The organism is Halomonas sp. C22 (genome assembly GCF_007655045.1).
Taxonomy (GTDB): Bacteria; Pseudomonadota; Gammaproteobacteria; order Pseudomonadales; family Halomonadaceae; genus Vreelandella; species Vreelandella hamiltonii.
The window spans coordinates 467,270-490,116 of record NZ_VBVC01000003.1; the positions used below are offsets into that span (position 1 = coordinate 467,270).

At 60.5% G+C, this 22,847-nt stretch carries 22 protein-coding genes; 10 read left to right on the forward strand and 12 right to left on the reverse strand.

The annotated features are described in order from the left end of the window. Positions 1-59 precede the first annotated feature (59 nt). Positions 60-1,253: an L-2-hydroxyglutarate oxidase gene (lhgO, locus tag FEU76_RS08805; protein ID WP_039180126.1), complete on the reverse strand. Its 1,194-nt coding sequence runs from the start codon at positions 1,251-1,253 to the stop codon at positions 60-62. Between the two features lie 111 nt (positions 1,254-1,364). Between lhgO and csiR the strand changes: the two genes are divergently transcribed. From csiR to gabT, 6 genes are all read left to right on the forward strand, one after another. Then, positions 1,365-2,054, forward strand: coding sequence for a DNA-binding transcriptional regulator CsiR (gene csiR, locus FEU76_RS08810; protein WP_016914862.1), 690 nt, complete (start codon positions 1,365-1,367; stop codon positions 2,052-2,054). A gap of 100 nt (positions 2,055-2,154) precedes the next feature. Continuing rightward, positions 2,155-3,333 carry an acyl-CoA dehydrogenase gene (locus FEU76_RS08815; protein ID WP_096922325.1) on the forward strand — a complete coding sequence of 393 codons (1,179 nt, stop codon included), beginning with the start codon at positions 2,155-2,157 and terminating at the stop codon, positions 3,331-3,333. A gap of 27 nt (positions 3,334-3,360) precedes the next feature. Beyond that, on the forward strand, positions 3,361-4,575 hold the full coding sequence (locus FEU76_RS08820; protein WP_144982220.1) for a CaiB/BaiF CoA transferase family protein: 1,215 nt from the start codon (positions 3,361-3,363) through the stop codon (positions 4,573-4,575). Positions 4,576-4,846: 271 nt separating this feature from the next. Beyond that, positions 4,847-5,641 (forward strand): EAL domain-containing protein, encoded by a 795-nt coding sequence (locus FEU76_RS08825; RefSeq protein ID WP_144982223.1) that lies wholly within the window; start codon positions 4,847-4,849, stop codon positions 5,639-5,641. After that, positions 5,642-6,580, forward strand: coding sequence for a sensor domain-containing diguanylate cyclase (locus FEU76_RS08830; RefSeq protein WP_096922319.1), 939 nt, complete (start codon positions 5,642-5,644; stop codon positions 6,578-6,580). A gap of 84 nt (positions 6,581-6,664) precedes the next feature. Beyond that, positions 6,665-7,939, forward strand: coding sequence for a 4-aminobutyrate--2-oxoglutarate transaminase (gabT, locus tag FEU76_RS08835; protein WP_096922317.1), 1,275 nt, complete (start codon positions 6,665-6,667; stop codon positions 7,937-7,939). Between the two features lie 63 nt (positions 7,940-8,002). On the opposite strand, the gene FEU76_RS08840 is transcribed toward gabT, so the two are convergent. Further along, complete coding sequence (locus tag FEU76_RS08840) at positions 8,003-8,650, reverse strand: hypothetical protein (protein WP_144982226.1); 648 nt, start codon at positions 8,648-8,650, stop codon at positions 8,003-8,005. Between the two features lie 32 nt (positions 8,651-8,682). Next, the gene (ccoG, locus tag FEU76_RS08845) at positions 8,683-10,113 is read right to left on the reverse strand and encodes a cytochrome c oxidase accessory protein CcoG (RefSeq protein WP_144982229.1); all 1,431 of its coding nucleotides are present in this window, start codon (positions 10,111-10,113) and stop codon (positions 8,683-8,685) included. A 206-nt stretch (positions 10,114-10,319) separates the two neighbouring features. Between ccoG and mapR the strand changes: the two genes are divergently transcribed. After that, positions 10,320-11,729 (forward strand): aminotransferase-like domain-containing protein, encoded by a 1,410-nt coding sequence (gene mapR / locus FEU76_RS08850; RefSeq protein WP_039180496.1) that lies wholly within the window; start codon positions 10,320-10,322, stop codon positions 11,727-11,729. A gap of 35 nt (positions 11,730-11,764) precedes the next feature. Here mapR and FEU76_RS08855 read toward each other — a convergent pair whose 3' ends face one another. The 4 genes from FEU76_RS08855 to FEU76_RS08870 form a co-directional block, all read right to left on the reverse strand. Next, positions 11,765-12,013 (reverse strand): YkoF family thiamine/hydroxymethylpyrimidine-binding protein, encoded by a 249-nt coding sequence (locus tag FEU76_RS08855; RefSeq protein ID WP_016914871.1) that lies wholly within the window; start codon positions 12,011-12,013, stop codon positions 11,765-11,767. 18 nt (positions 12,014-12,031) lie between these two features. After that, positions 12,032-12,844 carry an alpha/beta fold hydrolase gene (locus tag FEU76_RS08860; RefSeq protein WP_144982451.1) on the reverse strand — a complete coding sequence of 271 codons (813 nt, stop codon included), beginning with the start codon at positions 12,842-12,844 and terminating at the stop codon, positions 12,032-12,034. 141 nt (positions 12,845-12,985) lie between these two features. Then, positions 12,986-14,032 carry a DNA polymerase IV gene (dinB, locus tag FEU76_RS08865; RefSeq protein WP_096922306.1) on the reverse strand — a complete coding sequence of 349 codons (1,047 nt, stop codon included), beginning with the start codon at positions 14,030-14,032 and terminating at the stop codon, positions 12,986-12,988. A 63-nt stretch (positions 14,033-14,095) separates the two neighbouring features. Then, positions 14,096-15,589: a protein adenylyltransferase SelO gene (locus FEU76_RS08870; RefSeq protein WP_144982232.1), complete on the reverse strand. Its 1,494-nt coding sequence runs from the start codon at positions 15,587-15,589 to the stop codon at positions 14,096-14,098. A gap of 109 nt (positions 15,590-15,698) precedes the next feature. On the opposite strand from FEU76_RS08870, the gene FEU76_RS08875 reads away from it, so the two are divergent. Continuing rightward, entirely contained in the window at positions 15,699-16,313 is a 615-nt protein-coding gene (locus FEU76_RS08875; RefSeq protein ID WP_144982235.1) for a DNA-3-methyladenine glycosylase, read from the forward strand. On the opposite strand, the gene FEU76_RS08880 is transcribed toward FEU76_RS08875, so the two are convergent. Further along, positions 16,310-17,176 carry an NAD-dependent protein deacetylase gene (locus FEU76_RS08880; protein ID WP_144982238.1) on the reverse strand — a complete coding sequence of 289 codons (867 nt, stop codon included), beginning with the start codon at positions 17,174-17,176 and terminating at the stop codon, positions 16,310-16,312. The genes FEU76_RS08875 and FEU76_RS08880 overlap by 4 nt on opposite strands. A gap of 96 nt (positions 17,177-17,272) precedes the next feature. Between FEU76_RS08880 and FEU76_RS08885 the strand changes: the two genes are divergently transcribed. Beyond that, entirely contained in the window at positions 17,273-18,445 is a 1,173-nt protein-coding gene (locus FEU76_RS08885) for a UbiH/UbiF/VisC/COQ6 family ubiquinone biosynthesis hydroxylase (RefSeq protein ID WP_144982241.1), read from the forward strand. A 77-nt stretch (positions 18,446-18,522) separates the two neighbouring features. After that, the gene (locus FEU76_RS08890) at positions 18,523-19,719 is read left to right on the forward strand and encodes an E22 family MetX-like putative esterase (RefSeq protein ID WP_144982244.1); all 1,197 of its coding nucleotides are present in this window, start codon (positions 18,523-18,525) and stop codon (positions 19,717-19,719) included. A 25-nt stretch (positions 19,720-19,744) separates the two neighbouring features. Here the strand turns inward: FEU76_RS08890 and FEU76_RS08895 are convergent, their stop codons facing one another. From FEU76_RS08895 to FEU76_RS08910, 4 genes are all read right to left on the reverse strand, one after another. Continuing rightward, positions 19,745-20,440 carry an aspartate/glutamate racemase family protein gene (locus tag FEU76_RS08895; protein ID WP_144982247.1) on the reverse strand — a complete coding sequence of 232 codons (696 nt, stop codon included), beginning with the start codon at positions 20,438-20,440 and terminating at the stop codon, positions 19,745-19,747. An 89-nt stretch (positions 20,441-20,529) separates the two neighbouring features. Further along, entirely contained in the window at positions 20,530-21,009 is a 480-nt protein-coding gene (locus FEU76_RS08900; protein ID WP_260851384.1) for a hypothetical protein, read from the reverse strand. 159 nt (positions 21,010-21,168) lie between these two features. Further along, positions 21,169-21,822: a DsbA family oxidoreductase gene (locus FEU76_RS08905; protein WP_144982253.1), complete on the reverse strand. Its 654-nt coding sequence runs from the start codon at positions 21,820-21,822 to the stop codon at positions 21,169-21,171. Between the two features lie 63 nt (positions 21,823-21,885). Then, positions 21,886-22,827: a cation diffusion facilitator family transporter gene (locus FEU76_RS08910; RefSeq protein WP_144982256.1), complete on the reverse strand. Its 942-nt coding sequence runs from the start codon at positions 22,825-22,827 to the stop codon at positions 21,886-21,888. Positions 22,828-22,847 lie beyond the last annotated feature (20 nt).

A 22,847-nucleotide genomic window follows, 5' to 3' on the forward strand; every position in this document is an offset into this window, starting at 1 on the left:
CCGCCGTCAGCGGCGCCGAGAACGGTATTTAAACGTTAGCACGGCAGTCGCGTTAGATACTAATCCAACAACGTTTTCACCTGCTCCACGATATGCGCACCAATGGGTAGCGCCGAGGTCGCCGCAGGCGATGGCGCATTGCCCACGTTGACCGTGCGCGGAGTATTCACGAACAGGAAGTCATCCACCAGCCGACCATCGTTGGAGACCGCCTGAGCGCGTACGCCCGCCGGGTAAGGGGTCAAATCCTCCAGGGTCAGGCTCGGGCAGTACTTGCGTACCAACTCCAGATAGCCGCGCTTGTAAAGCGAGTTTTTCATTTCTACCAGCCCAGGCTTGAGATGCTTGCCCAGCACTTTCAGGATGCCTGGGTGGCTGAACATCTGCCCCATATCGCGTAGCGACATGTCCTGCTTGCGATACCCTTCGCGCTTGAGCGCCAGCACCGCATTGGGCCCAACGGTGACCGTGCCGTCGATCATGCGGGTCAGGTGAACACCCAAAAAAGGCATGGCGGGGTCGGGAATCGGGTAGATCAGGTGGTTGACGATGCGGTTGTGGCGCTCGGGAAGCAGGTAGTATTCGCCACGGAAGGGGCAAATCGTGAAACCGGGGTCCTTGCCCAGCATGCGGATCACCCTGTCGGCCATCAACCCCGAGCAGGAGACCAGATAGCGGCTGGTGAAGGTCTCGTGCTCGGTGGTCACCACGACCTCATCGGCCCGCTCGTCAAGGCCCGTCACGCAGTGATCGAAGCGAATCTCGCCGCCCAGCCGGGTGAACTCGGCGGCCATCGCCTGGGTGACTTCGGCATAGTTCACGATGCCGCTGGAAGGCACGAAAATGCCCGCCACACCGGTAATGTTGGGCTCTCGCTCCTTGAGCGCCGCGGCCTCCAACCACTCCCGCTCCAGACCGTTGGCCGCCGTGCGCTCCCAGAGCGCTTCCATACGCTGCTTTTCCAGCGGATTGGTGGCCACCAGCAGCTTGCCGCAGATGTCGTAACGCACGCCATGCTGGTCACAGAACTCGCGGGTCGCACGGTTACCCTCCAGGCAAAACTTCGCTTTCAGGCTTCCTGGCGTGTAATACACCCCGGCATGAATCACGCCGCTGTTATGGCCGGTTTGATGCTGAGCGGGGCCTGCTTCCTTTTCCAACACCAGCAAGCGTTTGTCCGGGTAGGCCTGTTGCAACTGCATGGCGGTGGAAAAACCCAGTATGCCGCCGCCGACAATGATGAAATCCCACATGAATGTCGTTACCTGTGCCAAATTTTCAAAATTTATTGATAATAGCCGTTATTCTACGTTGACCGCCACGCCCCTACATTGGTCTAAGCCACACTGATCCAAGGAGTCCCCATGGAGCACGATGCACCGCGCCAGAACCTAGCGATTAGCGCTTACCACGCGCTCAAGCAGGACATCATTCGTGGCCGCTATGCCCCCGAAGAGAAGCTCTTGATGAGCCGTTTGAAAGAGTATTACGGCGTGAGCACCGGCCCCCTGCGTGAAGCGCTGTCACAGCTGGTCGCCGACCGGCTGGTCGTGGCCATCAGCCAACGGGGCTACCGGGTGGCGGCCATGTCGCTGGCCGAACTGAACGATATCTACGACGCTCGTGCTCAGTTGGAAGGGCTGATTTTGCGCCTCGCCATCGAACGTGGCGACGACGACTGGGAAGCCAACGTCCTGGCCACGGCACACCGCCTGGCCAAAGTCACCGACGTCAGCTCCCCCGACGAACTGCTGGACGGCTGGGATTTACGCCACAAGGCGTTCCATACCGCTATTGCCAGCGGCTGCAACTCCCCCCACCTGCTGCAGATGCGCAACACCCTGTTCGATCAGGTAGAGCGCTATCGCCACCTGTGGCTGCAAGAGACCGTCATGTCGCCCCAGGCGCTGGACATCAAGCGCCAGGAGCACGCTGCGCTGGTCGACGTCATTCTCGCCCGCAACACCGAGCAGGCGGCCGACCTGATGCGCGACCACCTGATGACCCCGGTGCCTATCATCACACGGGTACTGCAAGCCCGCGGCATCGATTGAATGCCGGGCGATTAAATTCTGCGTTTTAAAAAAATGTAGATATTTTTAAATAACGGCGATACATTGACCCCAACAAGATCATCTTTCGGAGTTCAACGCCATGACACGCTTCAACTGGGACGACCCGCTGCTTCTCGAATACCAGCTCACCGATGAAGAGCGCCAGATTCGTGACGCCGCCCACGACTACTGCCAGGAAAACCTGCAACCACGTGTGCTGAGCGCTTTCCGCGAAGAGCGTTTCGATCGTGACATCATGTCCGAGATGGGCGAGCTGGGCCTGTTGGGCGCCACGGTTTCCCCGGAATACGGCGGCGCGGGCGTCAACCACGTGGCTTATGGCCTGATCGCCCGTGAAGTGGAGCGTGTCGATTCCGGCTACCGCTCGGCCATGAGCGTGCAGTCATCGCTGGTGATGTACCCCATCGAAGCGTATGGCTCCGAAGAGCAGAAACAGAAATACCTGCCCAAGCTGGCCAGTGGCGAGATGGTGGGCTGCTTCGGCCTGACCGAACCCGACCATGGCTCCGATCCGGGCTCCATGATCACCCGTGCGGAAAAAGTCGATGGTGGCTACCGCCTGACCGGCGCGAAAATGTGGATCACCAACAGCCCGATTGCCGATATCGCGGTGGTCTGGGCCAAGTCCGCTGCCCACGATAACCAGATCAAAGGCTTCATCGTCGAGCGTGGCACCGAAGGCTTCTCCACCCCGAAAATCGAAGGCAAGGTCTCTCTGCGTGCATCGATCACCGGCGAAATCGTCCTCGACAACGCCTTCGTTCCCGAAGAGAACCTGCTGCCCAACGTCAGCGGCCTGAAAGGTCCTTTCGGCTGCTTGAACAAAGCACGCTACGGCATCGCCTGGGGCGTGATGGGCACCGCTGAATTCTGCTGGCACGCTGCCCGTCAGTACACCCTGGACCGCAAGCAGTTTGGCCGCCCGCTGGCCGCCAACCAGCTGATCCAGAAGAAGCTGGCCGACATGCAGACCGAAATCACCCTGGGCCTGCAAGCCGCCCTGCAGGTGGGCCGCCTGATGGACAGCGGCAACTGGGCGCCGGAAATGATCTCGCTGATCAAACGCAACAACTGTGGCAAAGCGCTGGACATCGCCCGGGTGGCGCGCGACATGCACGGTGGGAATGGCGTCTCCGACGAGTACGGCGTGATCCGCCACATGGTGAACCTGGAGTCCGTGAATACCTATGAAGGTACGCACGATGTGCACGCCCTGATTCTGGGCCGCGCACAAACCGGCATTCAGTCGTTCTTCTAACGTCGTCATCACTCAGCGAGGCACCCCATGAGCACAGTCGCAAAGCCCCTGGCAGGCATCAAGGTACTCGATATCTCTCGGGTACTGGCAGGCCCCTGGTGCGGGCAGATGCTGGCCGACATGGGTGCCGAGGTGATCAAGGTAGAGCGCCCCCAAAGCGGCGATGACACGCGCCACTGGGGGCCACCCTGGCTCTCCGGCAGCAACGAGTCGGCCTACTACCTGTGCGCCAATCGCGGAAAACGCTCGGTGACGGTCGATATGGCCAAGCCCGAAGGCCAGGCACTGATCAAGCAGTTGGCGACCCAATCGGACGTGGTGCTGGAAAACTTCAAGGTAGGCGGGCTGAAAAAGTACGGCCTGGACTACGCGAGCCTGAAAGCACTCAATCCTGGCCTGGTCTACTGCTCCATTACGGGCTTTGGCCAGGAGAGCCCCTACGCCCATCGAGCGGGCTACGATTTCATGATCCAGGCCATGGGCGGCCTCATGAGCCTGACCGGCCAACCCGACGGTGAACCCGGTGGCGGCCCGGTCAAGGTGGGGGTCGCCATTACCGACATTTTCACGGGCCTGTATGCCACCAATGCGGTGCTGGCAGCGCTATACCAGCGCCGCGACAGTGGCGAAGGCTGCCATATCGACCTGGCGCTCATGGACGTACAGGTAGGTGTGCTGGCCAACCAGGCACTCAATTACCTGACCTCCGGCCAGGTACCCCAGCGGCTGGGCAATGCGCACCCGAACATCGTGCCCTATCAGGCGTTTGCTACCGCCGATGGCCACATGATCGTGGCGGTCGGCAACGACGAACAGTTCAAACGCTTCTGCCAGGTCATCGACCAGCCGCACCTGGCGCAAGACGAACGCTTTGCCACCAATGGCAGTCGTGTACAGCATCGCGAAGCGCTGGTGCCGATCCTGGCGCTCGCCCTGGCAGCACAGCCTACCGATACCTGGCTGGCAGCCTGCGAAGCGGTCGGTGTGCCCTGCGGGCCTATCAATACCCTTGATCGCGTGTTCGACGATCCTCATGTCAAGGCACGCGGGCTCAAGCAGACGCTGCCCCATGCACTGGCAGGCGAAGTCAATCTCGTCGCCAACCCGATTCGTATCAACGGGCAGTCACTGAGTGCCCAGAGCGCTCCCCCGACCCTGGGCGAGCACACCGATAGCGTGCTGGATGCCATTGGCATCAGTGACGAGCAGCGCGCGGCGCTTCGCGCGGCAGGCATCATCTAGCACTGCTCTCTTGCGAATATGACCCACTTTAACTATTACCCATTTTAACTATGCACCTATGTCGATGTAGTACCCCTTGAAACGCCCAGCCGGGCGTTTTTTTTGTCTGCTACCGCCACTCTATACAAAACCTATACAGACAATGCCGTTATCGCTAGACTAAGCTTAACTCTTGGCAGCACGTTGCCAATGCGAGCACGTGCTTTTCGACGATTTCCAATCCAGGCGACGTGACCCGTCGGCCGAATGAAAGACGACATGGGGTAACGGCATGGCTAACTGTGCGCGAGTGAACGGAGTGTGTAAACGCTGTGAAGGCGAGCTGCCCTTTGAGTTCACCATGGCCTTCCAACCCATCGTCGACCTTTCAAAGGCCCGCGTGGTGACCCATGAAGCCCTGGTTCGCGGCCTCGATGGCGCTTCTGCCTGGAGCATCCTGTCCCAAGTGACCGACGACCTGTTGTATCGCTTCGATCAGGCGTGCCGGGTCCGTGCCATCGAACTGGCCAGCGAGCTGGGCATGGAGACCGATCTCTCCATCAACTTCCTGCCCAACGCCGTATATGAACCCGAAGCCTGCATTCAAGCCACCTTGGAGGTATCTCAACGGGTGGGATGGCCCACCGACAAACTGATCTTCGAGATCACCGAGACCGAGCGGGTACGCGACCGCCAACACTTGTGCAACATCATCGATGCTTACCGCAACATGGGTTTCAAAACGGCCCTGGACGACTTTGGCAACGGCTATGCCAATCTGGATCTGTTGACCGTTCTGGCACCTGACAAGCTCAAGATCGACCGTGAGCTGGTCATGAACTGCGATCAGCACCCACGTCGTCAGGCCCTGCTCAATGCGATCATCCTGCTGGCCAGGGAACTGGACATGACGCTGATTGCCGAAGGCGTGGAAACGCGCCAGGAAGCGCTGTGGCTGGCTCGGGCAGGCATCACCCGGCAACAGGGCTTCTTGTATGCAAAGCCCATGATTGGCGAGCTGGCCACTGGGCTTACGCCTATGCTGGAAGCACTACGTCACGAGATATCGTCAGGCACGGAGCGCTGAATGAACGCGATTAGCACCGACCAGCTGTACCAACTGATACACCGCTCGAAGCGCAATACGGAGAACGTTATCAAGACGGCACCCTTGGGTATCTGCATCACCGACCCCCATGGTCATTTCGAGATGGTCAACCCGGCCTACTGCCAGTTCTACGGCTACCAGGAAGAGGAGCTGATTGGTCAGCACTTCACCATCGTGGTGCCCGAAGCGTATCGCCAACAGATCAGCCAGCTGCACGATGTCTTCATCAAAGGCAACGATACGCACGAGCTGCGCCAGGAGTGGGAAGTGCGCTGCAAGAATGGCGAAGTGCGCACCATCATCGCCGAAGCCGCTCGCATAGAGGGCGATGATGGCCTGGCCCGCAAGGTCACGTTCATCGTCGATATCACCCAGCGCAAGCGGCTGGAAGAGCGCCTGAAGCAAGCCAATGAGCGCCTGGAGTATCTGGCGCACCACGATGAGTTGACCGGCCTGCTAAACCGTCGCCAGGGGCTTGCCAAGCTGGAGGAAGCCATCGAACGCTGCCAGCGCTACGGCAACCCGCTGAGCATTGCGCTCTTCGACCTGGATGATTTCAAGCAGATCAACGACACCTATGGGCATGGCGCCGGCGACGGCGTGCTCCAAGAGCTGACGCAAGTGGTCAACCAACAGCTGCGCACCACGGATGTCCAGATACGTCTGGGAGGCGAAGAGTTCCTGATCATCATGCCGGAGATCGACGCCGAAGGGGCTCAAACCGCCCTGGAGCGCATCCGCCAAGAGGTGGCACAAACGCCCTATACCCAGCACCAGCTCACCGTGACGCTGTCGGCGGGCATCGCATGTTACAGTAAAGGCTCCAGCACTCGGATGCTGGATCAGGCAGACAAGGCCATGTATCAGGCCAAGCAGGCAGGACGCAATCGCGTCGTCATCGCATCGTCATCTGTGTGATACACGCTGATGCACACGATGTCGAGATGCGCACTATGCTTACAAGATGCTGACAAGCACACCCCAACCCAAAGGAGTTGAGCCATGAGCAATGCCGAGCTAAACGAACTAAAGCAGAAATACGTCGCGGCGGGCGCTGCAAGCCCCGCCACCGCCTTTGCGGACCGCGCCGAAAACGCTGAGATCTGGGACGCCGACGGCAACCGCTTCATCGACTTCGCGGGCGGTATCGGTGTCTTGAACGTGGGGCATCGCCACCCGAAGGTCGTCGCGGCGGTAAAAGCCCAGCTCGACAAGGTCATGCACACCTGCCAAACGGTCATGCCCTATGAAGGCTACGTCAAGGTCGCCGAAAAGCTCAGCCATCTCGTTCCCGTACGCGGCCATGCCAAAGTCATGCTGGCCAACTCCGGTGCCGAAGCGCTGGAAAACGCGGTGAAGATCGCTCGCGCCGCCACTGGCCGCTCCAACGTGATCTGCTTCGATGGCGGCTACCATGGCCGTACCTTCTACACCATGGCCATGAACGGCAAGGTCGCGCCCTACCAGACCGATTTCGGCCCGATGCCCGGCACCGTATTCCGCGCGCCCTACCCGGTGCCCTACCACGGCGTCAGCGAAGACGAAGCGATTCGCGGCCTGAAGATGACGCTGAAAACCGACGCCAACCCCAAAGACACTGCCGCCATCATTCTGGAGCCGGTGCTGGGTGAAGGCGGCTTCTACCCCGCCCCGACCAGCTTCCTGAAGAAGATTCGCGAAATTTGCGATGAGCACGGCATGCTGATGATCATCGACGAAGTGCAGTCAGGCTTTGGCCGCACCGGCAAGATGTTCGCCATCGAGCACAGCGGCGTCGAGCCGGACATGATGACCATGGCCAAGAGCATGGCCGACGGAATGCCGATCTCGGCCATCGTCGGTACCGACAAGGTGATGGACGCCTCTGGCCCCAACTCCCTGGGCGGCACCTACACCGGCAGCCCCACTGCCTGTGCGGCTGCGCTGGCCGTCATGGAAATCTTCGAAGAGGAGAACATCCTCGAGAAAAGCCAGGCACTGGGCGAGAAGCTGGCGGCACGCTTCAACGAGTGGCAGGGCAAGTTCGATTGCATCGACCACGTGCGCAACATGGGCGCCATGGCCGCCTTCGAACTGGTCAACAACAAGACCGACCGCACTCCGAACCCGGAGCTGGCGGCGGCGCTGTGCAAAAAAGCCCGTGAAGAGGGTCTGATCCTGCTCTCCTGCGGTATGTACGGCAACACCATCCGCTTCCTGATGCCCGTCACCATCGAAGACGACGTGCTGAACGAAGGCCTGGACATCATCGAGTCCTGCCTGGAATCGCTGATCTGAGTATGTAGCACTACCCACAACGCCGCCCATGAGGCGGCGTTGTCGTTTTGACACGGCTTATTTTTAGTTGAACAGAGGCGTTAGCTGATTCAACTGTCTCGCCTGATAAAGATCATGAAGATAGGTATCGAGCTTGAAGATCAGGATATTCAAGACCACCACACCCCATATCGCCGATAGGATCATCACCGGTTGATTGACCCACGCAAATGCCGATACGTCCACAGAGTAGTGAATGGTATACACACTCATTGCCGCCAATAGCTGTACGATTCCGCAGTTCGCGATGACCGCCAGTATGCATCCCTTCCTGACATCGATAGAGGGCAACCTCGTCTTGAACAGCCGCAGATGGCGAGCGCGAATACCTCCCTCTTCTGCCGGACACATCGGACCGCTCATGAGCACTCTCTTACGTCGCAGAAGTGGTACACCATAGCGGTTGCGCCCTTCCTGAGAGAACGCAATACGCAGGGCTTCCAGGTTGACCCCAGGTCCAAAGATACGCGTCGCCGCCTCATCAAATCGTGGAGTATCCACCTCATCCGATGACCGCTCGAGAGCTGCCGTGAGCGTATCCATCTGCCTGCTTTTATTGCCCGAGAGCGCCGTTTCGTCAGGGGTATTGATCTTGAAGTGCATTTGGTAAATCTGATACCAAGCGGCTGTTATGCCCACGAATATCATCAAAAAAATCAGCATGGTCATCATGTATCTTTCCTCATTACTGCCTGGCCTCACGCTTACTGACGAGTCGGTCCTAAAAACCGTGTTTCCTTGCTGTAGTAAATCGCGGGCTCATCCAACACAGTGATATGCAGCACCACCGGGTGACTCGGCTGGGTCATCACTGACGCCTCAGCATCGAGCGATACGCGTAGCTGCCTCGTCTCATTAGCGGCCAGGATGAGCGTGCTGGCACCTTGCAAGCGCAGACCTGGCAAACCAGTGGCAGATAACGCGTATCGCTGCTCCTGCGTATCCTGGTTGCGCAGCGTCACGGTGTAGTAGTTGATAATGCGCCCCTCGGCCGTACTTTCAAATAGCGTCTGACGATCACGAGCAATATCTACATCAATAGGCACTCGAGCGATCAAGAACCCCATCAGCAAAATCACCATAGACAGCAGAACGGCCGTACAAGCAAACAGCTGAGGGCGCCAAAACCGCGTAGGCTGGCCCTTCAACGCGCGCTCGGTAGTGTAGCGAATCAGGCCCAGCGGCTTATCGATACGCGCCATCACGCCATCGCAGGCATCGATACATGCCGCACAGCCGATACACTCATACTGCAGGCCATCACGAATATCGATCCCGGTGGGGCATACCTGAACGCACAGTTCGCAATCGATACAGTCTCCAACAACCGCTTTCGCAACCTCTTTTCGATGGTCACGACGCGGTTCACCACGGACGGCATCGTAAGAAACGATCAGCGTATCGCTATCGAACATCACCGACTGAAAGCGTGAATAGGGGCACATGTGCAGACATACCTGATGGCGCAACCAGCCAGCGTTCAGGTAGGTAAACAGGGTGAAAAAACCAATCCAGAAAAGCGCCCAAGGGTGTACCTCCAGGCTGAGGAGATCCTTCACGAGCCCAACCATCGGCGTAAAGTAACCCACGAAGGTAATGCCCGTTACCAGCGCAATCAGTAGCCAAGCGGTATGTTTGGCGCCTTTTCGCCATAACGACTCCAGCGTGCCAGGTGCATTATCGCGGCGTATCCGACGGTGTCTTGGTCCTTCCAGGCGGTGCTCAAACCAAATAAACAGAAACGTCCATACGCTTTGTGGGCAACTATAACCACACCACACTCGCCCCGCTGCCACCGTGATCAAAAACAGACCAAAGGCGCACAGCACCAGAATCCAGGTCAGCAGGATAAAGTCCTGAGGGTAAAACGTCGCTGCAAAGAGGTGAAACTCCTGGGCAGAGAGGTCAAACCACACCAAGGGGCGGTCACCCCACTGGAGCCACGGCAGGCCCACATAGAGCGCGATCAGCAGCCAGTTGGAATAACGCCTTATGCGCTGGAAAAAACCCCGTATCTCTCGCACATAGATATGCCCAGATCTGGATGGCAAGTGACCAGCAGGTTTCACCTGAGGCGAATGGTGTTCAACGGCTGCATCGGTGGTCAGGTCTTGCAGTGGAATGCGTTGCGTCATACCGATATCCAGGAAAGAGAGAGTGGCAAGCTGTACGGTCGAGAGGCTTCACCGAATGAGCCGCCACTATGCCCTTCTGGACAACCAGTAAAACAGATGCAGTTTTAGAGAAAAAAGCCGTATCAGTTTTGATATGCTGTTGATTGAGAGTATCGATCCTGTCGATCACCCAAAGCACCAGCGCCTAGCACCCGCGGATTTAAGCCATGAAACGCTATGAACAGTTTGCCGACGAAATAGCCACACTGATTCGCCAGGGCGTACTGGGCCCTGGCGAACGCATACCGTCCGTGCGCCAGGCGAGCCGCCATCACGGCATTAGCCCTTCGACGGTGTTTCAGGCCTACTATTTACTGGAAAACCAAGGGCTGATCATCGCGCGGGCACGCTCGGGTTACTTTGTTCGTGAACATGCGCGGCGCCTGATCAACGAACCCCGCGTCACGCTACGCCCCACCGACCCAGCAGAAGTGAAGGTCAGCGAGCTGGTGTTTTCGGTGCTGGATTCACTGCAGGATGACCAAACGGTGCCGTTTGGCTCGGCCTTCCCGAGCCCGGAACTTTTTCCGCTCTCTCGCTTGAGTATCAGCATGACGCGCGGGTTGCGGGCACTTTCGCCCCAACAGGTGGTGGCCGAGATGACCACCGGGCATACCGACCTGTGTCGGCAAATTGCCTTACGTTACGTGCTGGGCGGCATTCAATTGCCGATGGACGAGCTGGTAATTACCAATGGGGCGATGGAGGGGCTCAATCTTGCCCTGCAGTGCGTGACCAAGCCGGGGGACCTGGTCGCCGTTGAGTCGCCTGCTTTTTATGCCAGCTTGCAGGTACTGGAGCGGCTCCAGCTTCGCGCGGTGGAAATTCCGGTTCACCCTCGGGAAGGGATTGACCTGGAGGTGCTGGCAGAGCGATTAGCGGCGCTGCCCATCAAAGCCTGCTGGTTTATGAGCCACCTGCAGAACCCCATCGGTGCCAGCCTAAGCAACGAGCGCAAGCAGACGCTTTACCAGTTACTCAAGCAGTACCAAGTGCCCATGCTAGAGGATGACGTATATGCCGAGCTCTATTTTGGCAGCACGCCACCCACCCCCGTGAAAGCCTTTGATGATGAGGGCCTGGTGATTCACTGCAGCTCTTTTTCGAAATGCTTGGCACCCGGCTATCGGGTGGGTTGGGTAGCGGGCGGTCGCTATGCTCAGGAGATCTCGCGGCTAAAGCTGATGACCACCATTTCCCCCTCAATCCCCGCCCAGGCCGCCATTGCTGACTACGTGCAACACGGTGCCTACGACCGCCATTTGCGCAAGCTACGCCATGCCTTGGAAGCCCAGCAAGCCAGCATGCTGGCAGCAGCAGATCGCTACTTTCCATCAGGAACTCGCATTACCCGCCCGAAGGGCGGTTATTTCCTTTGGGTGGAGTTTCCCGAACACGTCGATTCGCTTCAGCTGTTTCGTATAGCGCTCGACCATGGCGTTAGCCTCGCGCCTGGGCCGATTTTCTCCGCGACCCAGCAGTTTCGCCACTGCATCCGCTTAAGCTATGGCCACCCATGGACCCAGCGCAGCGAACGGGGGATGGAAACGCTGGGCAAGCTATTGAGCTTTTTTTAGCCCTATGAAGAACATCACGCGCGCGATGGTTTCATTTACCGGGGCCGCCGATCACCTTCCAAAAAGTTGGCGGTAAACACGGCTTTGCCGTGGGTCTCGAACGACCACTTCATCACCTCGCCGAGTGCCGCCATCACCTCATCGAACTCGCCGAATACCTGAGTGCTCATTCGGTTGGGGTGTACTTCCAACCCGGTGGCCTCCAAACGTTTGACCACTTCTTTCACCACGGGCTTGAAATCATCGGCCAGCGGGTAGTAGCTCAGCTGTACGGAAAGGTACATATCGACTCCTTGAGCGCCCTATGACGACGCTGTTTGAAACTGCTGCCACGCGGCCAGGATCGCCGAGCGGGTCTCCTCCGGGTGCTCCATGGGAAACATATGGGTGCCCGGCACCGTACTGACCGGCACCCCCCGGCGGGCGATGCGCTTGACCCGCGATGGCGTCATCAAGTGCGACTCCAGCCCAGCCACTAGCTGTACGGGTACGCCTACCCGTTGGGGCAAGCCGGAGAGGTGATCCGGCAGGTGGCGGAAAATCTCCAGCTCGATGCGCGGGTCGAAAGTCAGCTCGGCGCTGCCGTCGTCCAATAGTCGCGTGCCTGCTTCAATGTAGTCGTTGAGTGCCTCGGGGGTAAAGCGACGAAACAGCCCTCGCCGCCGCAGCGAGGTCGCCATGGCCTCACGGCTGGGCCACACCGTGCGCCGCCCCTTGGTTTTACCCGCAGGGGTGATACGGTCCATGAACCCAAACCGTTTGGCCGCTTTCATGGCCCAGGCGTCCGGCCCCAGCATCAGCGGCGGGTCGAGCATGATCACACCGCGAAAACGCTCCGGCTGCTTGTCGGCAGCCATGGCCATCAGCGTGCCGCCCAGTGAATGCCCCACCCCCAAGAGCGGTGCATCGGTGTCGGGCAGGTAGCTCAACAGCTCCTCTACCAGGTTGCCCCAGTTGTGGTTCACCGGGTAATCCGGGTGGTGGCCCAAGCGGTCCAGCGGGTGAACATCGAACGATTCCGCCAGCGGGTCTAACAGGCTGCGGTAACTCAAGCCGGGAAAGCCGTTGGCATGGGCAAACACTAAGCGGGGGCGTTGGGTGGCATCGGCAGGCATGGCGGGCTCGTGGGTCATCTGGCGGTTCGGGGGCGATCACATAAGGGCTGTCACATAAGGGCTATCACGCAAGCCCTATCATACAACTGTTTTAACGCGAGCCTGAGTACCCGTCAATCCACCCAAGGGTTAACCTGCTAATTAAAACAGCGAGAGCTGCTGGACTGCCGTCTCTTCCGCCAACCGATACCCCACCCCCAACAGGCGCACGGGGCGTTCACCTCTGGCCCAGCCCACGTTCAGCAAGGTTTCGAACTGCTCCAGATCGGGCGCCGGGTCGGCGTGTTCGACGGTGGTTTGAGTGAAGTCGTTGAACTTCACTTTCACCATCAGCCCACGCACGGCGGGGGCCGGGTCGAGGCGTGCGTAGCGGCGCTCCAGGTCGCTGATCAGCTCAGGCAGCTCATGGCGGCAGGCGTCGAGGGTCGGCAAGTCCCGAGAGTAGGTTTGTTCGGTGCTGATCGACTTGCGCTCGCGGTGGGTCTTGACCGGTCGCTCATCTCGCCCGTGGCTAAGCTCGTGCAGCCGATGGCCGAAGCGACCAAAGCGCTCCACCAGCTCGGTCAGCGGCCGGGCGCGCAGATCCGCCCCCGTTTGAATCCCCAGTTCGGCCAGCTTTTCAGCGGTGCGCGGCCCCACCCCATGAATCTTTTTCACCGGCAGCTGCTGCACGAAGGCGTCGATGTCGTCTGGCGTGATGACAAACAGCCCATCGGGCTTGCGCCAGTCGCTGGCGATCTTGGCGAGAAACTTGTTGGGTGCCACCCCCGCCGACACGGTAATGCCGACTTGCTCTTTCACCCGCTGGCGAATGGCTTCTGCCATGCGGGTGGCGCTGCCGTGATACTGCGTGACGTCCGAGACGTCCAGAAAGGCTTCGTCCAGCGAGAGCGGCTCGATCAGTTCGGTGACATCGCGATAGATGGCAAACACCTGGCGTGCCACGGCCTTGTACTTTGCCATATCGCCACGAATCACCGTGAGGTGGGGGCAGCGTTTGAGCGCCTGAGCCATGGGCATGGCGGAGTGGATGCCAAACGCGCGGGCAGGATAGTTACAGGTGGCCACCACCCCGCGCTGCTCCACACTGCCGCCAATGGCAATGGGAATCTCCGCCAGCGCGGGGTTGTCGCGCATCTCGACCGCCGCATAGAAGCAGTCACAGTCGCAGTGAATGATTTTGCGCACAGGCCGACCTTGCCTCCGCCCTTACCTGTAAAAAAGCACAGTTTATCACAGGGTGTGCCGCCGTCACGTACCACAAAAAGTGCGCAGCACCTGCTCACTGGCCGTGGCAGGGGCGGCCAGTTGGCGCGCGGCTTCCGATTCATCGAAGGGCTGAGTGACCGCCGCGAGCAGCGTGTGGAAAGGCTCGAAATCACCTTCTGTTGCCGCGTCGATCACCGCTTGAATGCGATGGTTACGGGGAATCACCACCGGGTTGGCGCGGCGCATGGCCTCCAGGCGCTCATTCTTTCGGCTGGCTTGCTGGGCGTTCTCCCAGTCGGCCAGCCAAGCCGCAAAGCCATCTGGCTGAGTGGTCAGCGCCAGCAGCGCCTCTTTTTGGGAGTGGGCTGGCGTGTCCGTGCCCAAGGCTTGGGCACCCAGCGTTTTGGCATAGTGCGTCAGCGCGTCGAACGTCGCGGTCATGTCCATGCGGCCCTGATGCATCTGGGTTTCCAGTGCCTCCATCAGCGCCACGGCGCGGTCGCTTTCCGGGGCAAGGCCCAGCTTGTCGGCATGCAGGCGGCACTGCTCGGCGCCAAAACGAGCGGTAAAGCCGCGAAGCACCTCGGTGGCCTGCTCTACAACGGCCTCGCCCTCTTCCCGCATCAGCGGCAGCAGGGTTTCGGCAAAGCGGGCCAGGTTCCACTGGGCGATGCCCGGCTGGTGGTTAAAAGCGTAGCGCCCGCCCTGATCGATGGAGCTGAAAACCTTTTGCGGGTCGAACTGCTCCATGAAGGCGCAGGGGCCGTAATCGATGGTGTCGCCAGCAATGCTGCAGTTGTCGGTATTCATCACGCCATGAATAAAGCCCAGGCTCATCCAGCGTGCCACCAGCGCCGCCTGACGGGCGGTAACGGCTTCCAGCAGGGCAAGGTACGGATCGTCAGCATTGGCCGTTTCTGGGTAGTGGCGAGCAATCACATGGTCGGCCAGCGCTTTCAGCGCGGCTTCATCGCGACGCACGGCAGCAAACTGGAAGGTGCCCACGCGGATATGGCTGCGAGCCACGCGGGTCAGGATGGCCCCCGGCTCGGCCATCTGGCGTACCACGCGCTCCCCCGTGGTCACGGCCGCCAGCGCCCGAGTGGTGGGCACATCCACGGCGGCCATGAACTCGCTCACCAGATATTCCCGCAGCACCGGGCCAAGCGGCGAGCGTCCATCCCCGCCCCGTGAAAACGGCGTGCGGCCACTGCCCTTGAGCTGCACGTCCTGCCGCTGGCCCTGCTGATCCACCACTTCCCCCAGCAGCAGCGCCCGGCCATCGCCCAACTGAGGCACGAAATTACCGAACTGATGCCCGGCATAGCCCAGCGCTCTAGGCTCGGCCCCTGGCGGTAGCCGGTTACCGCTGAACCATTGGGCCAGCGTGGCATCGTCGGGCCGCGTTTGCATGCCTAGCGCCACGGCCAAGGGTTCGTTGAATGCGATCAGGGTGGGTTGCGCCACGGGCGTGGGCTGGCAGGCCGCCCAGAGCGGTTCTGGCAAGGTGGCGAACTGGTGTTCGAAAGTCAGCACGGGCAACTCCGCTGTTCAATGAATGGCCTACAGAATACCCTAGCAGCTTACTCAAGTAATGGGCGATAGCATGCCGCATAGAGACGCTTTAACCCGTATTAAATTACCGATGGAACAAGAGGCTTTCACGCCCCTGCCCCAGGCCTTCTACAATCGCGATACGCTGGAGGTCGCCCGCGATTTGCTGGGCTGTTTGCTGGTGCGCCAGCTCGATGGCGAACTCATGGCAGCACGCATCGTGGAAACCGAGGCTTACCGGGGCTCGGAAGATTCCGCCTGCCATGCCCATCGGCGCCGAACCCCGCGCACCGAGGCGATGTTTGGCCCACCCGGCCACGCCTACGTGTATCTGGTGTACGGCATGCACTGGCTGCTGAACGTGGTGACACAGCCGGAAGGCAACCCCTGCGCGGTACTGATTCGAGCGGTAGAACCGGTGATCGGCGAGCCTGCCATGCGGGCATGGCGCAGCGTGGCGGGGCGCAACCTCAGCAACGGCCCCGGCAAACTCACCCGTGCACTGCGTATCGACAACGCCCTCTACGGCCACGACATGACGCAACGCGACGACCCCACGAACGGGCTATGGATTTCACCGGGCGAACCACCCAGCGCCGTTGCCAGCGGCCCACGCGTGGGCATCGATTACGCCCAGCCCGCCGACCGCGACGCCCCCTGGCGGCTGTGGAGCGAGGGCAACCCTTGGGTATCTAAAGCGCGTTAACCGTTCTGCAAGCAGGCTACTGCCTGCTCCAATACCGGCGTCAGCGGTGCGCGCCACTGGTGGGTCAGCAATGCATCGGCGCGGGTCACGCCCAACGACAGCGAGGCCACGGGCAAGCCCATGGCGTGGGCATCGCGACAGAACCGGTAGCCGGAATAGACCATCAAGGACGTACCCACTGCCAGCACCGCGTCGGCACGTTGCAGCGCCTCCTGAGCCGCCAGGCGCCGCGCCGGAGGAACCACATCGCCGTAGTAGACCACCTGCGGTTTGAGGATGCCCCGGCAGCGCGGGCAGTCCAGCACCTCGAAGGTGGAGAAATCGGTTTCCAGATCCGCATCGCCGTCCGGCGCGTGGCGGGCCTCCAGCGCAGCGAAGGCGGGGTTCATGCGGGCCATTTCACTGTGCATGGCGTGGCGCATCATCTGGTAGCCACAGGCCATGCAGGCGACCACGTCTGCCCTGCCGTGCAGATCGATCACCTTTTTCGAGCCCGCCCGCTGGTGCAGCCGGTCGACGTTTTGCGTGACGAGAAGCTCCACATGGCCCATGGCCTCGAGCTTCGCCAACGCACGATGCGCGCCGCTCACCTGGGCTTCACGCATGGCCTTGAAGCCTACCAGCGCTCGCGCCCAGTAGCGCTGGCGAACGGCGAAGGAACTCATGAAATCGCCGTGCTGCACCGGCGGCGGGCGCTTCCACTGGCCATCTGCATCGCGGTAATCGGGGATTCCGCTGTCGGTGCTGACGCCCGCCCCGGTAATCACCCAGAGTTTGGGGTAGCGCCTGATAAAGGCGGCCAGTGCTTCCCCGGCCACCTCGCTGCTCTCTCGTTTTTCGACACTTTCCACGGCCTGCGTCAATGGATCACCCTAGGCAATACTGCGACAAGTCAACGATACTGTAGGACAATATAAGCACATGCAATGTGCCCTCGATAGCGGATTAAGGAGCCTCTCATGCAGTGGGATCACGAGATTGTCATTGTTGGTGGCGGCATGGTGGGCGCGGCCCTGGCGGCCAGGCTGGGCCAGGCGGGCATGTCGGTTGGCCTGGTCGAGCGCGCCAGCGCTCCCACGCCCCCCAGCGGCGATTACGACCTGCGTATTTCATCACTCAACGCCCGCTCGCTGGCGTTCGTGAAAGCCAGCGGTGCGGTCCTGCCGGGAGAGCGCTGCTGCCCGTTCCGGCACATCGATGTCTCCAACCTGGATGGCAGCGGTCACTCGCTGTTCTCGGCCCACGACAGCGGCATGAACGATTTCGGTATTTTCATCGAAAACCGCGCCCTGCAGTACGCCCTTTGGCAACGCCTGGAGCAGCTTCCCAGCGTCACCTGCTACACCCAGTGTGCCCCGGTGAGTACGCTGGCCGCCAGCACCCATCGGCTGCTGGAGCTGGACAACGGCAAGACCCTCAGCGCCCGGTTGATGGTGGCCGCAGATGGCGCACGTTCAACCCTGCGTGAGCTGGCAGGCATCTCCACCAGCAGCTACGACTACCACCAGCGGGCGATGATCATCAACGTCGAGACCGAGCTGCCCCAGCAGGATGTCAGCTGGCAGTACTTTACCCCCAAAGGCCCGCTGGCCATGCTGCCGCTGCCCGGCCACCGCGCCTCGTTGGTGTGGTACGACAGCGATGAGGCCACCAAGGCCCGCGAACAGCTTTCCAACGACGCCCTGCAACACGCCATAGAAACCACCTTCCCCAAACGGCTGGGCAAATTGACCCGAGTGATGGCACGGGCCAGTTTCCCCATCAAGCGCCAGCACGCCAAACGCTACATCGGCAAACGGCTCGCGCTGATCGGCGACGCCGCCCACGTGGTGCACCCGCTGGCAGGTCAAGGCTTGAACATCGGCCTGCACGACGCCGACACCCTGGCCGAGCTGATCATCAAAGGCCGTGACCCTGGCGACCACATCAGCCTGCACCGTTTCGAGTGCCACCGGCGTTTGGCCAACCAGGCGATGATTGCCGCCACCGATAGCTTCCACCACCTCTTCACCGGGGCCAAGCCGCTCCGCCAACTGGGTGATCTCAGCCTGCACCTCGCCGAGCGAGTGCCGTTTGCCAAACGCATGATGATGCAGCAGGCCAATGGGTTGAATCCGTTCAAGGTGGGCTAAAGCTGACTATGCTGAGGGAGTGGCTGCGGAAAGCAGCCCTACAACAATCACAATAACCCCTCAAAAAAGGAAAGCGCATGCGACGCAAGCAACCATTCGCGCTAGTAACAGCCGCCTCGTTCACCAGCATTGGCCTGTTGCTGACCACGCCCTTATGGGCCTGGGATGGCGTGGTCGAGAAGCAGCGGTTCGAGATCGAGAGCTTTACCACCCAGGGCGGCGAGACGATTCCCAAGGTGGCGGTGGGCTGGGAAGCCTACGGCGAGCTGAACGAAGCGCGTGATAATGCCATTCTGATTACTCACTTCTTCTCAGGCACCAGCCACGCCGCAGGCCGTTACGAGGCCGAGGGTGAGGCTACCGGCTACTGGGATGCCATCATTGGCCCTGGTAAGCCGCTGGATACCGATGAGTACTACATCATCTCGTCCGATACGCTGGTCAATTTGGGGGCGAACGACCCGAACGTGATCACCACGGGGCCTGCCACCCTCAACCCCGATACCGGCGAGCCCTGGGGCATGGATTTTCCGGTCGTGACCATCCGTGATTTTGTCGAGGTGCAGCGCGCCCTGCTGGAAAGCCAGGGCATTGAATCACTGCATGCGGTCATGGGCGCTTCCATGGGTGCCTTGCAGGCCATCGAGTGGGCCAGCGCTTACCCAGAACGGGTCGAGCGGTTGATTCCCGTGATTGGTGGCGGTGTGGCCGACCCGTGGCTGCTGGCCACGCTCAGCGCCTGGGCCGCGCCGATTCGCCTGGATGCCCGCTGGAACGAAGGCGACTATTACGACGGCGAACCGCCCACCGACGGGCTCAAAGAGGCGCTGAAGCTGGTGACGCTCAATGCCAACCACTGGCAGTGGGCCAACGAAGCGTTCAACCGCGATTGGGCCGACGACGCGCGCGACCCTGCCCAGGACATCACCGCCCGCTATGCCATCGAACAAACCCTGGATGACATCGCCGCCGCCCGTGCGGCGCTTTCCGATGCCAACCACCTGCTCTACCTGGTGCGCGCCAACCAGACCTTCATGGCTGGATACGGCGACTCGCTGGAAGCGGGGCTGGCCGCCATCGAAGCCCCCACATTGATGCTGTATAGCGAGAACGACTTGGTCTTCGCCCCCGAGGGCGTACGCCGCACCGCCGAGCTGATCGAAGCCGACGGTACTGAGGTGACGCTAGAAACGCTGGAAGGCAGCCGAGGCCACCTGGATGGCGTGGTGGCCATCGAGCAAGCCAGCGATACGCTGCGGGCGTTTTTGGAGTGACACAGCGCCTGGAAGGCCAATCTCGCTAGCGGCTTTCCAGCGCCCACTGCACCGCCTGCTCTGCATGGATCTCGGTCGTATCGAAGAGCGGCACGGGAGTGTCGGCCTGTTGAACCAGCAGGCCGATTTCGGTGCAGCCTAGAATCACCCCTTGCGCACCACGCTCGGCAAGCGCCTCGATGATCGCCTGGTAGTCGGTTTTGGCCTCTGCTTTCACCACGCCCAGGCACAGCTCCTGGTAGATCACCGAGTGCACGCGCTCACGCTGTGGTTCGGTGGGCACCACCACCTCGATACCGTGGCGCTGCAAACGCTCGATATAAAACGCCTGCTCCATGGTGAACCGCGTGCCCAGCAAACCTACGCAGGTAATGCCCTGGCGCTGCAGCACCCGGGCGGTGGCATCGGCGATATGCAATAGCGGAATGGAGACCGCCGCTTCCAGCGGCTCGGCAACCTTGTGCATGGTGTTGGTACACAGCACCAGACAATCGGCCCCTGCTGCCTCCACCGCGCTGCCCGCCGCTGCCAATATCTCGGCAGTCGCCTCCCAGTTACCCTGATGCTGCAACGCCTCGATGTCGGCAAAATCCACGCTGTACAGCACCACTTTGGCAGAATGCAGCCCGCCCAGCGCCGTGCGCACATGCTGGTTGACGAGGCGGTAGTAGGTTTGGGTGGACTCCCAGCTCATGCCGCCGATCAAGCCGATGGTTTTCATGGATGCACTTCCACCTTTTGGTCACAAGAAAGAGAGTGTATTGCGAAGGCAGCAGACAAGGCTTCGGACTCTATCAGAGGCTCACATGCTTACCGCCATCCGGCACTTCGCAGTTTTAACAGTAGCGCCCATAACCGGCTGCCCCCCGCTGAGCTTAAAAGCAAAACGGCTCCCACGACCACGGAGGTCCCCCCACGCCCTAATAAGTAAGCGCTAGCGTTTGGCCGATGTTGCGCGAGAAACTCCCCCAACAGCACCGTGCCAGCAGCGACAAAATAAATACCCATGAGCGCTGTCCCCACCGCCATGCAGGCTCGGGGGCTTACCAATACACCTGACCCTTGCGGCACCAGCCATCGGCTCAATGCCTCACGCCACAGAATAAGGCTCAGTCCGATCAGAGTATTGCTAAAAAAATGCACAAACTGAGCCATCAATACGCTTGAAGAAATGTCCTCTTGACCAGCCAGAGCGATCGACAGAGAAACGGCGGCATCCGGTAATGGACGTAGCGCCATCCATAGCCCCAAGAGCGCCAACAAGCTGGCCATCAGCGGGCGCATTTGCATCCTTGGCATCATGACTCCCTTACTCGTTGCATTGTTGGTTGTGAAATCTCAACCTGGCTACTCCAGAACTCCGGTAAACACAACGGTCAGCCAGCGGCGCAGACCTTCGTCGTCCACAAGATTCCGATGCCACATACTTCAGGCAGCGCTTCCCACACATTAGCCGCTGGCGTTTTCCTCGGCCACCTGACGCAGCGCATCGACCAGCACATCGGCGGGCTGGGCGCCGGAAATCAGGTAGCGGCCATCGAGAATGAAGCCCGGCACGGCACTGACGCCCATGTCCATGAAGCGCTGCTCTGCCTCACGCACTTCTTCGGTGTACTGATCGGAGCGAGCGATGGCCTCGGCGGTGTCGCCATCCAGCCCCACCTCCATGGCTTTTTCGCGAAGCACCAAGGGGTCGGCGGGATTTTTCGCCTCGCCGAAGTAAGCCTCGAACAGCGCCAGTTGCAGCGCCGTTTCCTGGTGCTGCGTTCCGGCCCAGGCCAGTACACGGTGCGCGTCGAAGGTGTTGTTCGCTCGGCGCTCCAGCGCGCCACGGAAATTCAGGCCAAGCGCTTCGGCGACGGCCATGATCTCGCGCTGGGACTGTTCCATGGTGGCCGCGTCCTTGCCGTACTTGCGGCACAGATGCTCCAGAATCGGCTCGCCCTCGGGCGGCATGTCCCGATTCAGTTCGAAAGGCTGCCAGACCAGCTCTACCTCGATCTCGCCAGCGAGCACCTCCAACGCCTGCTCCAGGCGCCGATAGCCAATCGCACACCACGGGCAGGCCACATCGGATACCAAATCGATTCTTACCTTCTGCATGGGGTGTCTCCTTTGGGGGCATTCATCAGGGTAACATCCGGCAGTTATGACCATGCCACTGCCTCAATCCGCCCACTCCAGGTCTCCGGTAAACACGACCGTCAGCCAGCGGTGCGGTCCTTCGTCGCCCAGCAAGTCACTGACCTCGTTACGCAGGGCATCCCATTCGCCAATGGTGCGCGGGGGCGCATCGGCGGGGACGATAAAATAGAGCTCGATTTCCCTGGAGCGACCCACCCGCGCAATATAGGCGCGGTAGGTGGTAAACCCGTGCTGTTGCACGAAGGCCTGTGCCACCTGATCCACATGCTGCTTCAAGGCGCTCGGGGTGACCAGGAAGATATCCGCCAGCGCGCGGCGCACGGTGGAAATCGGCAGCGGAATGATGATGACGCACACCACCGCCAGCACCGCCGGGTCGATGTAGGGCGACACCCACTCCCACGACGTGCCCTGCACCAGATAGCCCAGCGAGAACGCCACCAGCAGCGCCGCCGTGATGCCTGCCGACATGATCCAGCCACGCACGTCCAGGCGCACGAAGTCAGAGCCGATACGGCGATTGGCGCGAGCCTCCACGATAGCGGTGGAAACACACGCCACCAGGGTGATCACCGCATAAACGATTGCCCAGCCAAACTCCAGCTCGCGCCCGCCTTCCAGCAGGCTGCTGATGGCGTTGACCAGGGCATACACCGCCACGCCAATCAGCAGCGTGCCGTTGACCCCCAGCACCATGGGTTCCAGGTGCCAGAAGCCCACGGAAAAGCGCTCCCTCAGCTTGCGCGACAGCCCTTTCGACGACACGAACGAGGTAATCAGGTTCACCACCAGCAGCGAAAGCAGGCTCATGCTGGCATCCACCAGGGCATAGATGCCGTCGAACATAATCGAAAACGACCCCGACATCAGGCCAAAGCCGATGCCCAAGCCCGCAATCACCAGCGTGACGGCGATGGACGTTCTCAGTACGCCGCTCTCGTCGCTCAGATCGAAACTACGCATGACGTTATCCCTTTCAGTGC

Coding starts and splice junctions, on each gene's coding strand:
- FEU76_RS08830 (WP_096922319.1), top strand. CDS start 5,642: ATGAACGCGATTAGCACCGACCAGCTGTACCAACTGATACACCGCTCG.
- FEU76_RS08890 (WP_144982244.1), top strand. CDS start 18,523: ATGCGACGCAAGCAACCATTCGCGCTAGTAACAGCCGCCTCGTTCACC.
- FEU76_RS08905 (WP_144982253.1), bottom strand. CDS start 21,822: ATGCAGAAGGTAAGAATCGATTTGGTATCCGATGTGGCCTGCCCGTGG.
- FEU76_RS08900 (WP_260851384.1), bottom strand. CDS start 21,009: ATGCAAATGCGCCCGCTGATGGCCAGCTTGTTGGCGCTCTTGGGGCTA.
- FEU76_RS08840 (WP_144982226.1), bottom strand. CDS start 8,650: ATGATGACCATGCTGATTTTTTTGATGATATTCGTGGGCATAACAGCC.
- FEU76_RS08820 (WP_144982220.1), top strand. CDS start 3,361: ATGAGCACAGTCGCAAAGCCCCTGGCAGGCATCAAGGTACTCGATATC.
- ccoG (WP_144982229.1), bottom strand. CDS start 10,113: ATGACGCAACGCATTCCACTGCAAGACCTGACCACCGATGCAGCCGTT.
- csiR (WP_016914862.1), top strand. CDS start 1,365: ATGGAGCACGATGCACCGCGCCAGAACCTAGCGATTAGCGCTTACCAC.
- FEU76_RS08825 (WP_144982223.1), top strand. CDS start 4,847: ATGGCTAACTGTGCGCGAGTGAACGGAGTGTGTAAACGCTGTGAAGGC.
- FEU76_RS08815 (WP_096922325.1), top strand. CDS start 2,155: ATGACACGCTTCAACTGGGACGACCCGCTGCTTCTCGAATACCAGCTC.
- FEU76_RS08860 (WP_144982451.1), bottom strand. CDS start 12,844: ATGCCTGCCGATGCCACCCAACGCCCCCGCTTAGTGTTTGCCCATGCC.
- FEU76_RS08885 (WP_144982241.1), top strand. CDS start 17,273: ATGCAGTGGGATCACGAGATTGTCATTGTTGGTGGCGGCATGGTGGGC.
- FEU76_RS08895 (WP_144982247.1), bottom strand. CDS start 20,440: ATGAAAACCATCGGCTTGATCGGCGGCATGAGCTGGGAGTCCACCCAA.
- mapR (WP_039180496.1), top strand. CDS start 10,320: ATGAAACGCTATGAACAGTTTGCCGACGAAATAGCCACACTGATTCGC.
- gabT (WP_096922317.1), top strand. CDS start 6,665: ATGAGCAATGCCGAGCTAAACGAACTAAAGCAGAAATACGTCGCGGCG.
- FEU76_RS08875 (WP_144982235.1), top strand. CDS start 15,699: ATGGAACAAGAGGCTTTCACGCCCCTGCCCCAGGCCTTCTACAATCGC.
- FEU76_RS08855 (WP_016914871.1), bottom strand. CDS start 12,013: ATGTACCTTTCCGTACAGCTGAGCTACTACCCGCTGGCCGATGATTTC.
- FEU76_RS08910 (WP_144982256.1), bottom strand. CDS start 22,827: ATGCGTAGTTTCGATCTGAGCGACGAGAGCGGCGTACTGAGAACGTCC.
- lhgO (WP_039180126.1), bottom strand. CDS start 1,253: ATGTGGGATTTCATCATTGTCGGCGGCGGCATACTGGGTTTTTCCACC.